Source organism: Pseudoalteromonas sp. PPB1 (assembly GCF_015356275.1).
GTDB classification, from domain to species: Bacteria; Pseudomonadota; Gammaproteobacteria; order Enterobacterales; family Alteromonadaceae; genus Pseudoalteromonas; species Pseudoalteromonas rubra_D.
On record NZ_JACEQV010000024.1, the window covers coordinates 15362 to 28980 of the forward strand.

The following is a 13619-nucleotide window of genomic DNA, read 5'->3' on the forward strand; positions in this document are numbered from 1 at the left end:
AATTAATGCACTGTTTTAGAGGTCGATGAAGCGGTGTCTTTACCAAGCTCAGCAAAACACAGCAGTGCCGATACACGGATGTATTCAATCACTTCATGCAGCGCCTGTTTGTCTTCTTCACTTTCATCGAAATGAGTATCTAACTTAGTGATCTCGCTAAAGTCACCAATCACTTCCTTTACGTCAGCCGAAAACTTACCATAGTCTTTTTGCTTAAGGCCAAAGCCGAGCAAGAACCCGGACACCCAGGCTACCAGTGCATTGGCCTGATCGCTCAGGCTTTCTTCTAGTGGTAAATACAGTTCAAAGTGGTGCTCTGGATCATTAAAATGCGCAACCACCAGCTTATACAACTCGGCAAAAAATTCTTTTAATGGCGCGGCAAACTTCTGACCATCGTTAAAGACATCGCTCAGCAGCCCAAGGTATTCCTGCTCTTCGATATTCAGGCCACATGCTAGTAGTCCGCTGATGGTACCGTGCACTTCAGCCGGGGCAATGTAGATATCGTGTTGTTCCAGCAGTAGCTGCGCTTGCTGATAATCTCTAAATTCACTCATGGATATTGTTCTCGTTTGCTTTCGTCTGCTTAGTTAATGCTACCACCCGAAGTATAGCAACAGCAACGACTTGTCTGTTTGTGTACAAATAATCTGCGCACTTTTTTGCCCTGCTCAGATGGCAATCAAAAAGTGCATAAATCACAGCCAGTCGAACGACTTTTTGCAGATATTTACGGATAAAGGTTTCTAGATGCGGCTGGGTCTTATATACTGAAACCGTTCCCTAGCACGTCGGACAGTGGATGATGTCCCTGAGCCGATAACTTTTTCTTAGGAACGCAGTTTGCTTACTATTGCGCAGGCTCGGCAGGTACCGAGAAGCCTACGGTAGGCTGTTGCTTTCCGCCTTGAACCTTAGGGTTCAAGGACTGACATCTGCATCCGCGTTGCCGGGGACACCTTTCCCACTTTCATTGTCTAATCAGATACAAAAACTCCGAATAATTCAGCTCTAGCTTACTCAGTGCTAACCACCCAGCATGATGACGACTTGGTTTCCATATTCAGCTGAGGTATTATACCAATTTCACTTAATACTTGGTCTATTTGAAGGAGCAAATAGGACGCTAACAGCGTTAAAAATTTCTCATTTAGAACAACTAAATAGCAAAATTTTTGCCTCGCCTACATGGATGTAGGTGCCTCAGCGATAGCAGGACGCGAGAGCGGTGTTATCGACCCTATTTTCTCGCCTCAAAATAGATCACTTAATTAAGCAAATTGGTATTAATTTTGGTAAGTGCTTTTTGCTAGACTCAAAAAAACGCCTCAAGAGGCGTTTTTAACTGAATCGCTAAACCGTCACGTTACTGCGACAATTTGCGTTTGGCAGGCTGCGCGTAAATAGACAGCACCAGTTGACGTAACTCTTCCGGCACCTGCTCCAGCGCATTCGTAAAATGGTTTTTATCCTGCTCACTGCTTTGGCTTTCGTCGCCTGCAGCCAGATAGTTACTGGAATGCAGATAGTAGTTGCTGACAATCTGCTGATCGATAATTTCAGCAAGCTGCTCCGGTGTTTCAAAGTCATCATCAATGGGCGCACCAAATGCCACGTGTACATGGCCTTTATCACTGCTAAATCCTTCGATGATGCTGTTGATGTCTTCACCTTCAGCTTTAACATATTCCCCAAACTGCTGTTTATGATACAGCTCACGCGCTTTTGACACGGCGCATGGCTCGTACTGATAAGAAATCGATACCGGTACAATCTTAAGCTGGCGCACATATTCAGCAAACGGCAGTTTTAGCTTGCGCCCTTGTAGTTGCAGCATCTTCAGCAACGCCGGATCGGTAAAGTCGACACCATCTTTAGCGCGGCCCTCTTTTTGTGCAATCCAGATTGAATTACCCTCAGTCAGTGAATCATAAATATAAGCCGACAGCTGAGACAAAGCGCGTAACATTTCTTTTGGCGCTTTGGCAGAGCGCTTAACAATAAAACTCTTATTTAAGCGCATTAACTCAGTGATGTAAGGGACCTGAAGCAGGTTATCACCAATGGCGATACGCACTGTTTTCATTTTTTGCTGATGCAAACCCCAGTTAACCAGGGCCGGGTCCAGGACAATGTCTCTGTGATTAGAGATAAACAGATAAGCCCCCTGGCCATCAAGCTGATCTAGCCCTGAATAGGTCACCTTGCTGGTGGTGCGCTCAATCAGCATCGCCAGATACCCGGCTACCTCATCCTGAACCGCATCGACATTGTTCACAGACTGCCACTTTTTCTTCAACCGGCTGCGCACTAGTGGCCGGGATATCAGCGCCCATCCTGCCAGCCATTTGGGCAGGTTATGCTCCGCAATCACATCAATAAACTGATCATCGTCCAACAAACGCTGCAAAGCTGCGGGGACTTCATCGTCATTGTAAGGTCTGATATCTGCGTATTTATCCACTAAACTACTCTTTTATTATTGGTGGTTGTCATCAAAACGTCTTATTCTATCGTGTGCCCGGATCGGAAGCTAAGAATATCAAGTCTGACCAGAAGTCCCAGCACAACTCGCTGCCTGATGTCGGCACACGTTTACTATGCCGAAACCTGTGTTGGTGCAAAGCGTTGCTTAATTCCCATCAGCATCAACCTGATCATTAGCAAAGCCAATACCACACCACTGGCCAACGTCAGCCAACCAGGTAAGACTTCATGGTCGTGCCCCATCATTGGAGCAACGGTAAAGCCAAACTGAGCAACCAACCAGTCGGTCAAGAACCCGAATACAATCGCCACCCCGATGACAGCCCCCAGATAAGCAAATACAGCACGACGTCCCAACTCTTTAGCGACCACCCCTATGGTGGCAACATTGGTGGCCGGTCCGGCCAGCATAAATACCAGCACAGCACCCGGAGATACGCCCGCCAGTAGCAACCCGGCAGCAATCGGCGTAGACGCTGTGGCGCATATGTACATTGGAATACTGACCAGAATAACCACTATCATGGCCAGGATCCCATTGCCCCACTGAGCCAAAAAGGCTTCGGGAACATAGGTTTGCACTAAAGCTGCAAAGAATAGACCAATCAGTAGCCATTGCATAGTATCTGCGAGTAATTTGTTACAACTAAATTGCACAGCAGACACCAGTTTTTGCCACAGCCCCGGCTTAGACTCAGCTGCCGTACAACAGGAAGCCACAGGCTCTGCCTTGTTGTGTGAAGGCTCACTATCACAACAGCCTTTTTCAGACTCTGGTTCAGTCTTATTTTGACCAGCGCAACAACTTGCAGATTGCGTTGCAACCGGAGTGTGCTCACTGGCGCAGCAACTACTTTTTTCAGGCTGGACTTTTATTACCGAGCTGCCACAACAGCCCCCCGCTGAGTTGCTCGCCGCATTTTGCGGCGTTTTGCCTTCATCTTTGCCAACCAGTACACCGGCCGTAATGGCACTGGCGACGGCCGCAATGGGCCGTATCACAGCCATGAATGGACCCAACAGTGCATAGGACACAGAGATAGAATCCACCCCGGTTTCGGGTGTCGACACTAAAAAGGCCGTGGTAGCACTTTTTGACCCGCCTGCACGTCTGAGCCCAATCGCAGCCGGAATAACACCACAAGAACACAGCGGCATGGGTGCCCCAATCAAGGCGGCTTTTATGGTGGTCCAGAGCCCTTCTTTGCCCAGGTGCTTTTGTAAAAAGTCTTTGGGAATAAATACATTAAGCAACCCGGCAAGTAACAGGCCCAGCATCAGCCAGGGTGCAGAAACCAAAAAGAGTTGCCAAAAATTACTAAGCAGAGCCATCTATATCCTCCAACGCAGTCAAAATAGAACAATCATCAGCGCTTTCCTCACCACCACAACACCGCTCAGCGAGCACACTCAAAGAACGCTCAAACTTCACCAGTTCTTCAATCCTTTGCCGGGTTTGTGCCAATTTTTGTACAGTGAGAGACTTAACCTCTTCACAACTGTGATTATGTTTATCAATTTTAATGGCCAGCAACTCCTGAATATCTTTGAGACTGAAGCCCACAGTTTTGGCTCGTACGATAAAGCGCATCTGTTCAACCGCGCTGTCATCATACAATCGATAGCCCGCCGAGCTGCGTGCACGCGCTTGCAACAGACCCTGGCGTTCATAATAACGCAGTGTGTCGGTAGACACATTCAATTGTTTTGCAATATGGCCAATCTTATACATCGTCAGTTTTGCCGTCCTTATGAATCTACTTAGAGTATAAACCTTGGAGTTGAGTTCAAGGTCAAGTGCAAAGATAAACTAACCATAAAAATGATACACTCACGCCATCTGTTAGTAAGGAATATTTGCCCCATGAATATTGTAGTTTTAGATGCCGCCACATTAGCGGGCGTCAGCCTGGATCCTCTGAGAAAACACGGTACCGTCACCGAGTACCAAACCACGTCACCCAGCCAGCTACTATCCCGCCTTAACGGTGCAGATGTGGTAGTGACGAACAAAGTCGTGCTCAATGCCGACACACTGAGTAAGCTGCCTGATCTCAAATTGATCTGTGTGGCCGCAACCGGCACCAACAATATCGATCTGGAAGCCGCGCGTAGTCACAATATCGCCGTAACTAATGTCGCTGGTTACTCCACTCCCTCTGTGGTCCTTCACACCTTTACGCTGCTCGGCAACTTAATGAGCAATATTCACCGGTATGCACAAGATTGTGCGAATGACGCCTGGCAACAGAGTGACATATTTTGTCGTCTGGACTACCCCATACACGACTTGTCGGGCAAACGTTTTGTGATCGTCGGGTATGGTAATCTTGGCCAGGCCGTGGCAAAGGTTGCCGCCGCCTTTGGTGCCGAGGTTATTATCGCAGAGCGCCCCGGACAAGAGGTGATACGTGACTCACGCGTTGCATTTGAAGAAGCACTGCGAAACGCAGATATTGTCTCAATCCACTGCCCTTTGACAGACACCACCCGAGATTTATTTGACGCCAGTACGCTGGCCTTACTCCCGACTCACGCCATTTTATTGAATACCGCGCGAGGCGGCATTGTCAATGAGCAGGCACTGGCAGATGCATTAGCCCAGAAGCAGCTTGGCGGTGCAGGCGTTGATGTACTCAGTGTCGAGCCTGCAACAGCGACAAACCCGCTGGTGCAGTACAAAGGCGATAACTTATTACTGACCCCTCACACCGCCTGGGCCAGTCAGGAGTCTATCACCCGTCTGATTGACGGTATTGCCGCGAATATCACCAGCTTTTTACAAGGAAGTGAGCGCAATCGCCTGGTGTAAACAGGTCACTTCTGGTGTTTACGCTCAACAACGAGTCAGCTCAACGCCATTGAGCGCTTGATCCATCCAGCTCAGCACCATCATCCCCGGCTTCCGAGCCGGGAACTATTCACGTACAACGGGTGAGTGCCCGCCCAGCAACAAATCATCCGAAGCGATATCCGGTAACGAGTAGTAATGACATCTGGCGCGAAATCGTAAGTTGTTATTTTAACTAACTATTAGTTTTTTTATTCAAAATTTAGTCCTTTTAAATAACAGCCATTTCACTTAAAATAGTAACCGTTTGATTTTTAATAAATTAAAAACTGGCAAACTCTTTGCAAACTACACTTCAAAGAAAACAAAGACGGCTAAGCCTGGGATATAAAAGATGAAAAAACTACTACTTGCAACTGCGCTATTAAGTTCAACCGTACTGACAGGCTGTGTAGTCGCGGTCACGGATGGTGAAGTTAACGGCAGCCACTATGGCTGGAAAAAAGAGCAAAAACAAAATCGCGAGAAAATCAGCCAACTTAAAATGGGCACTGAATATCAAAGTGTACTGAACAAGCTTGGTACACCTGACTTCACAGATATGCTGTCCAAGGGAGATACTGTCTATCAGGTACTGTATTTCGCAACCAACAGTAAACATTCAGATGGCGTTGTCACCAAAGATGAGTGCACCCCTCTACTGTTTAAAGACAGCAAACTCGTTGGATTTGGTGACACGGCCCTGGCGCAACTGCTGTAGCCAGCACAACTGACCCGGTTCAGTGCAACTCAACACTGAACCTTCACACCACACTCAACACCGCTTTTTGTTGCCGTTCGCGTGCATCATTCAGGGCTGTAGCAGCCAAGTCCAGCGGATCCCGGTGAGCTCGGGCAAAATCGGCTTTGGTATAGCAAATGCCCGCACTCACTGTCACATGGGCACAAGTCGGAGATTCAGGGTGCCGAATAGCTAAGGCTGCAACCGCCATATGAATAGCCTCGGCCACTTCATGAGCTTCAACTTCACTGATATCACGCAGCAACGCCACAAAACGTCCGCCATCATAGCGCGCCGTAAAGCCATCCATATTATTGATAATACCCGCCACTACCTGGGCAATTTTATATAGACACTCATCGCCTCGGGCATGGCCGAATAACTTGTTATAACGCTCAAAATGATCAACACCCAATACAAACACGGCCAGTGGCCGAACCCCCGAAGCGCATTGCCGCCAGAACATTGCCAAAGTTTTATCCAGTGCCCGTCGGTTGGGTAATGATGTCATACCATCTATCAAAGCTTGTTGACTGAGCTGGTCACTGCGCTGCTTTATGCCCAGGTGAATTTTTACCCGCGCCTTAACAATATTGGGGTTAAACGGCTTGGTAATGTAGTCGACTGCGCCCTGTTGCAAGCTCTGTGCTTCATCCAAAAAGCTGGCGCTTGCGGAGATCACTATCACAGGCAATTGCACTGTTTCGGGGTTTGCCTTTAGCGTTTGCAAAAACGCCTCAGCCTCTTCACCAAGCTGCTGATTGTCCATGATGATGAGGTCAATACGGGTGCCTTGCAGCTGTGTCAACGCCTGTTCAGGTGACGAACTCAACGTCACCAGATAGGTTTCTTCCAGGGTGTTCTGTAACACCACCCGGTTGAGCGGGTCCGGGTCTAAGACCAAAATATGAGCCGATTTGTGCATTTTCTTATCCTTTTAGCCAAAACGAAATAAAACACAAAGTTTGTTCTACAGCTGCCAGTAACTGTGCTTGATCACACGGTAATTGATCTGATACATCTTCACCTACTTGCTTCGCGGCGGCCTCACATATTCGTGCCTGAGCCGCTAATCGATGTAATCCTAATCCTGCTGCTGACCCTTTTATGGTGTGAGCCAGGCTAAATAACTCGGATGCACTCAGCGTTTGTTGTAAAGATACGATGTACTCTTCACCAAGCTTAGCAAACTTTTCCAACATGGCGCGCACCAGCGCTTCATTGCCCATCATTTGTGTCAGCGCAAACGAACTATCTAATATCAAGTCGTTGCTAGGCACATACTCCTGAAGCGCAGCACACAGATCAACCGGGGCCACAGGCTTAACTAAAAAACCGTTTAACCCAGTCGCCATAGCCTGCTGCTTTTCCTGCTCATGAGCATTGGCGGTTAATGCAATAATGGGCAAGCTTTGTCGATCAAACTGACTACGTAATTGTCGGCTAGCTTCATAGCCATCAATGTTAGGCATGTACAAATCCATCAGCACCACATCCGGGCGCAGCTTCTGACAAATAGCAACGATATTTTCAGCACTACTTAGTGCAACCACCGTGGCACCGCGCTGCTCTAGTACCGTCCTGCTGATATCCAGATTAACCGGGTTATCGTCCACCACAATACACAGCAAAGGCGATAAGATGCAGGTATTCGGTAACGCCGCTTTTGGGACTTCTAAAGTGCAGGTACTCAGGCTCTGGTAAAACACCGGCTGAGCTAACCTGATCGCCTCAGAATCAGCGGGTAACAGCTGTGAAAATGCGGCTGTGTCAGGCACCAACCACTGTGCATCCAACGCAGGTTCCGACTGACTCAGAGCACGAACATGGGCAGGTTCGTTAGACGCCAGGTAATGAACCGGGGTCGACTGAGTGAGCGACTTCAAATCAGCCAAACTGCCCTGGTGGATACCCTGATGGGTCAGATAAGGCAAAGGTGCCTGCCCGTCCAAAATCAAAAAGAGCGACTTTCGGTTTTGCTCATCAGATAACGCCGCACGCTCCAATCGCAGGGTAAACTCAAATCGACTGCCGACTTCAGGCTTACTCGATAGCGTCACTTCACCCCCTAATAACTGGAGCACCTGCTTCACAATCGCCAGACCCAGCCCAATGCCTTCATGGGGACGTGAGCTCGTTTCATTGCCCTGAGTAAAGGCATCGAACAAACGCGCCTGATCATGCTCACTGATCCCGGGGCCAGTATCCCAGACACAAAACCGGATAGTCTGTTCAGGTGCCTGTATGCCAGGTTGTAAAGACAGGCTCAGTCCCACCCTGCCATGCTCTGTGAACTTAACCGCATTGCCCAACAGGTTCATTAATACCAGCTTGATACGTGCTTCATCACCGATCAATCTAGGCCAGATAAAAGGGTCAACTTCTATCTCGAATTCAAGTTGTTTGGCACTGCTCAATGGTGCAATCAGACCACTCAAACTAGCGATTAGATCGACCAGACAAAACGGTTGGTTATTGGGTTTACCCTGCCCGCTTTCCAGCCGGGCAAAATTAAGAATGTCATTCAGCATGGTCAACAACTGTTGTGCGGCGCTTTCAATTTGTCCGAGCTTCCGTTGCTCTTTTTGGCTATCCAGCTCGGGCTTGAGAATACTTACCATACCCAAAATGGCATTAATGGGCGTACGGATCTCATGGCTGATATTAGCAATAAAGCGGCTTTTGGCATGATTGGCCCGCTCGGCATCCAACCGGGCGCGCACCAGTGCAGTCACATTCTGCACGTGAATAACAAAGTATTTAGGGTTCTTTTGTTTGTCCCAAACCAGAGAGACACTCAGGTGCAACCAGCGTTTGGGATCTTGCTGCGCCAGACTCAGTTCACTGGCCCCCTGTCGTTCCTGTAAGCAATGATCCAGCACATCGTTCAGCGCCTCAACATCGGCATCTTCAAACACGCTGTACAAACTACTGCCAATATCAACGCGCACAAATAACTTACGTGCTGTTCGGTTGAGTTCCAGCACAAGCCGGTCAATAGACAGTAAAATGACCCCATTAGGGGCGTACTCAATAGCAGCTTTAAAATTCTGCTCCGACGCCCGCAAAGCCGTCAACGCTTGCTGTTGCTCACTGATATCCCGTGCCACCCCCAAAGTCCCAATGCGTTTACGCTGGTCGTCATACAAAGGTGAAACGGTGATCAGATAACTACTCCCCTCCAGAACCAAAGTATCGGTGAGGCTTTGTCCCTGGAAATTCATCGTGTGCTCGAGATCCAGCAAAGCCAGGTGACGCTCTGTCACTTCCTGATGTTCTCGCGCAACCAGGTCAACCTGAGGTATTCCCATAAACCGTTCAAACGCTTCATTACAGCCAATAAATGAGCCGTCAATATTCTTGTAGTAAACCAGATCAGGCACTGAGTTCAAGACCGTTTTTAGTAAGGCCGCCTGGCGTTCTTTGGCTTCTAAACTGCGCGACAGGGCTTTCTTTTGCCGCTGTACTTGCTCATCCAGTTTGGTATTGTTTTCCTGCAACTGTTGTAGCGCATGCCGCTTTTGTGTCACAACCTGTTTGATTTCTCTGAACCATGGCTGCCAGTCTCTCGGAACAGCATAATTCATCGTCGCTTCCGGGGTATGTTCCTGATAAGTCAGGTATCTGACAAAATGCTTGAGTGGCCGGATAAATACTTGTGCGTTAAGCCAAACGTAAGCGGCAAAGGTAAACACAATAAATATGATCAAAAACCCGAGCTCCAGTAACACTTCATATCGCGCCGGTGCAGAAAAACGGGCTTCTTCCTGGACAAACCTTAAGGTAAAAGGCTGCCCGGTCGGACGATAGTTAAAGAGAACGCCCCCCTCCCAGGGTAGCTTAGCGTTTCGTGTCAGGTCATCGTCCAGATCCTGATAGCCTTTGCTGGAAGCCAATATGACACCCGGCTGAGTGCCTCTAAGTGCCAAAGTTCCTCCACCAAATGTCATCTGTTGTAGCCTGCTGGCAAGCTTATCAACATCATAAATCAGCAGGATCTGCGACTGCGAGCCACTGGCAAGGCGCTGTCCCAGTGCAAAATAGTGCTTACCAAATACCCGGGTAGGCATGCTGGTGGCCGTGATCCCCTGACTAAATTGTGGCGTGAAACGCGATTCAACAATGGCTGTTAGCAGATTGCTCTGGCTGGTATCACGCCGTTTGACAAACGCAAAGCCGTTTTCCTGAATAAAGACCACCGCTTCAAGCTCATCGATTAGGGCAAGCGCGGTATTAAAACTGGGGCCCAATGCCATAATTTGCTGCCATTGGTCTATCAGTTGTGGCGTTGGCACAAAACGGCCTAGTCCCACCACCTCACCTCCATTATCTGGCAGCTGGCGATAAAAATAACCTGCCTGCTGACGAATATTCTGCTGCCACTGTGCATCGAGCTGATAGCGGATAGGTTCAGCGAGACTATTGCGGATACTGGTGATGACCGTTTGCGCAGCCAGCGTTTCTTGCTCAACTTGCCCGGCAAGCACAAAAAATTGGGCCTGATACACTTGATACTGACGCTCAAGCTTAATCTGGTACAGGTGAAAACACAGCACCACGGCCAGCAACATGGGCACCAGCAAGGCAATACTGATCGCCTTACGATAGTTCTTAAGAGGGAGAAATTCCGGCACGCAGTGGCTCGACGTTAGTTCCTTGTTTTAGCAAGAGTAACTAGCACATGCCAATCTTTCAAGTGCGAGCATTCATCACCGTGGAAAGCCGCTCGATTGTCATACTCAGAGCCCGACATCAAGACAGTGCAACGGATGGACACGCCAATGAGAATAAATGCACACTAATATCAATTTGCTTAATAAAAAAAGGGCTGCATCCGCCAGCCCATTTATAAACTACTGTTATACGCCCTCACATATTAGGTGTTCAAGCCTGCTCTTGAAATGCCATTATTCGCCACGATATGCTGATTGACTTTGTGCTGATAAATAAGCAGAGATATGGTGTGCATCATCAGCAAGCCCGTTGCTATACCAATTGCATCCGCCCACACACTACCAGCATACACCAAAGGCATACCAAGCAAAGTAAAGCGGAACAAGTTAAGCACAACGGCAACTTTAGGCGACAGTAAAACATTCAGTAACTGAGAGTAGAATACCGTGATGCCCTGCAGCACTGTGCCGCTCAGCCAGATAACTGACACCAAGCTCAGTGTCCAGGCTTGCTCTGACATTGAATATTCCAGGTTAATTTTCATCACTAACAACCCGGTCAGAAGACACGCAACAATAACGCCATTTATCAATAAAAATCGCTGTGCTTTTTTCAGGTAGTTTTGTAAATCAGCCTGTTCATCTTTAATCAACTTGGCCACTTCTGGCAGCATGACATTCATAAATGCCACCGCGAGCATCAAAATAAGTTGCTCTAATCTGGTCAGATAGGCAAACACAGCAACCATAGCCTCTCCCTGCTCTGATACTGATTTGGTAATAAAGAAAATAAACACCACCGCAGCGCTCTGTCCCAGGAAAGTCGTACTACAGATACTCAGTGCTTTGCCAACCACCCCACGTTGGACAGGCTCTCGCTCACAGGCTTGCCAGTGGATTCGCGACTTCATCATGTACAGCAACGTACATACAGAACAAAAAGCGATAATGGCATTGGAAACCACCACACTCACCAAAGGGGGCAACAGCGGCAACCACATAAGCAACACCACACTCGTCAGCATACCCACGGCACCTGAACTAACCTGCAATAAACCTGATGATTTGAACAGGCCAAGGTATCGGGCAATCTGTAGCAATACGGCGGAGCAAAACTGAAGAGGCAACCACAGTGCCAGGTGGTCAAGAAAACTACCGATTGCAGTACCTAATTGTTGTGCGCCAAACCATTCAATCAAACTACTTTGCAACACATAGAGCCCTGCGGAAACGCTTAGCCCCAACAAAGCGGCGGCTGATATGCTCAGCACTATCACAGACCCTGAGACGCGCTCTTTGTCTATCCAGCTAGACGCTGTACCTATTACCGCGTTTGAAATAGACACAGATGCGATATTGGACAAGATAATCACCGGAAACACCAATGCAAACGCCTGCAGGAAAACCTGATCAACAGATTCCAGCAAAAAGCTGTCCAGCAATGCTTTGACAGCAATAACGCCAGAGGAAATAAACACAACAAGGCCGTTAGAGAGCCAACTTTTTTCTTGTGACATATATGTATGCCTTTATTTTTTTATTGTAATTGATGATGCAGGCCAGCCCAGGAAGCGCATATTGACTGGCCCCGAAGTGCTTACTGAAACTCCCGGTATGCACGGTCTTTTAGGTAAAAATAGCCAGACAATAGCTCATTTCTTAACGGGACAAGATTAAGTAACCGAAAAGACTGATTGGGTGCACGTGTAAAGCTGGTAATGTTGCGCGTGGACCCTTGAACGATCATTTCGGCAAGCTTAATACCGCACCACCAGGCCATAGGTATCCCGCGACCACAGTATCCCATGGCATAGTATTGCTTGTGTGCCAGCGCTCCCATAGAAGGTAACATAGTTCGGGTCATAGCTAACTTCCCGCCCCACACATGGCTACTTTGGATGTCCACAAACGGTAACAAATGAGTCGCGAGATTGCGTAATTCCCGTTCAACTTTGTGTTCCTGTAATCCAGTGGACAGCCCCAGGCGCCCGCCAAAAATCAAACGGCGCTGCTGATCCAGTCGCATATATTGTTTGAAATGATAGGCTGTGGTTACGACCTGGTGGGGATGGGTAAACGCTTTATACTCCTGCTCGCTTAAAGGGTTGGTGGCCATAATGTAGCTACCAATGGGCAATATGTGTTGCCTTAGCGCACCCGAAACTTTAGAAGTATAACCATTGGTGGTATGCACGACATGCTCCGCTTGTGTATGTCCTGCTTGATGCACCACAGTATAGCCTTCACCTTTGTCTGGTCTCACCTGTTTGACAGCACAATAGGCGCTATAATGACCACCGAGCGCTAAAAACTGTGCATACAGCGCGCTGGCAAACTTGTAGGGATTGACGGTCGCACTCAGCGGATTAAAAAACCCCAAAGTTGCTTTACGGCCCGGCCAATAGTGGCTCACTTCCTGACCACGCACTAACTTTGCCTGCGAGTGAGGAAAAACTGCGTTAAGCTCATGGTACTCGTTCACCAGCCCCGCTTCCTGGCGCGAATTGAAGGCAACTTTCAAATGACCGCTGGTATCCAGATCACACGCGATCTGGCACCGAGCGATATATGCCTGCAATTCTATTGCTGCATTTGCCGCTTCGAGCCACAATTCGTCACCCAACTGAGTACCATACTGCGCGCGTAAAGCACTGTTAGACACAGATACACCCACATCAAGGTTACCAAAGGCCCGGCTACTGGCCCCTGAGAGTGGTGCATTTGCCTCCAGAACTTGTACCGTAAATCCCGCTTTGAGCAAAGGTATCGCGGCACTCAATGCCGTGATACCGCCACCGACGAAAACGGCATCGGCCTTAGCCAATGGCGCTTGCGTCTCGAGCGTAACCGCTTCCTCAAGCCATAGAGGTTGAGTGTTCACGGG

Annotated in this window: 10 protein-coding genes and 1 other RNA gene; 3 read left to right on the forward strand and 8 right to left on the reverse strand. The window is 48.4% G+C overall.

All coding sequences use genetic code 11. From position 1 onward, the window contains the following. Positions 1-2: 2 nt before the first annotated feature. On the reverse strand, positions 3-560 hold the full coding sequence (locus IY568_RS19565) for a UPF0149 family protein (RefSeq protein WP_194868455.1): 558 nt from the start codon (positions 558-560) through the stop codon (positions 3-5). A gap of 220 nt (positions 561-780) precedes the next feature. Between IY568_RS19565 and ssrS the strand changes: the two genes are divergently transcribed. Continuing rightward, a non-coding RNA gene (gene ssrS, locus IY568_RS19570) (6S RNA) lies at positions 781-963 on the forward strand. A gap of 406 nt (positions 964-1369) precedes the next feature. Here the strand turns inward: ssrS and IY568_RS19575 are convergent. The 3 genes from IY568_RS19575 to zntR form a co-directional block, all read right to left on the reverse strand. Next, positions 1370-2467 (reverse strand): lysophospholipid acyltransferase family protein, encoded by a 1098-nt coding sequence (locus tag IY568_RS19575; RefSeq protein ID WP_194868456.1) that lies wholly within the window; start codon positions 2465-2467, stop codon positions 1370-1372. A gap of 134 nt (positions 2468-2601) precedes the next feature. Continuing rightward, positions 2602-3822 carry an SO_0444 family Cu/Zn efflux transporter gene (locus IY568_RS19580; protein ID WP_194868457.1) on the reverse strand — a complete coding sequence of 407 codons (1221 nt, stop codon included), beginning with the start codon at positions 3820-3822 and terminating at the stop codon, positions 2602-2604. Further along, positions 3809-4222: a Zn(2+)-responsive transcriptional regulator gene (gene zntR, locus IY568_RS19585; protein WP_194868458.1), complete on the reverse strand. Its 414-nt coding sequence runs from the start codon at positions 4220-4222 to the stop codon at positions 3809-3811. Before zntR ends, IY568_RS19580 begins: the two co-directional genes overlap by 14 nt. Positions 4223-4354: 132 nt before the next feature. Here zntR and IY568_RS19590 point away from each other — a divergent pair, with 132 nt between their 5' ends. Then, positions 4355-5302 (forward strand): D-2-hydroxyacid dehydrogenase, encoded by a 948-nt coding sequence (locus tag IY568_RS19590; RefSeq protein ID WP_194868459.1) that lies wholly within the window; start codon positions 4355-4357, stop codon positions 5300-5302. Between the two features lie 373 nt (positions 5303-5675). After that, a complete protein-coding gene (locus tag IY568_RS19595; protein ID WP_125561990.1) occupies positions 5676-6041 on the forward strand; it encodes a DUF3192 domain-containing protein in 366 nt (121 codons plus the stop codon). A gap of 43 nt (positions 6042-6084) precedes the next feature. Here the strand turns inward: IY568_RS19595 and IY568_RS19600 are convergent, their stop codons facing one another. The 4 genes from IY568_RS19600 to IY568_RS19615 form a co-directional block, all read right to left on the reverse strand. After that, entirely contained in the window at positions 6085-6987 is a 903-nt protein-coding gene (locus tag IY568_RS19600; RefSeq protein WP_194868460.1) for a diguanylate cyclase domain-containing protein, read from the reverse strand. 4 nt (positions 6988-6991) lie between these two features. Further along, positions 6992-10696 (reverse strand): PAS domain-containing hybrid sensor histidine kinase/response regulator, encoded by a 3705-nt coding sequence (locus IY568_RS19605; protein WP_194868461.1) that lies wholly within the window; start codon positions 10694-10696, stop codon positions 6992-6994. Between the two features lie 242 nt (positions 10697-10938). Continuing rightward, entirely contained in the window at positions 10939-12252 is a 1314-nt protein-coding gene (locus IY568_RS19610) for a hypothetical protein (RefSeq protein WP_194868462.1), read from the reverse strand. An 80-nt stretch (positions 12253-12332) separates the two neighbouring features. Next, complete coding sequence (locus tag IY568_RS19615) at positions 12333-13616, reverse strand: NAD(P)/FAD-dependent oxidoreductase (RefSeq protein WP_194868463.1); 1284 nt, start codon at positions 13614-13616, stop codon at positions 12333-12335. Between the last annotated feature and the right edge of the window lie 3 nt (positions 13617-13619).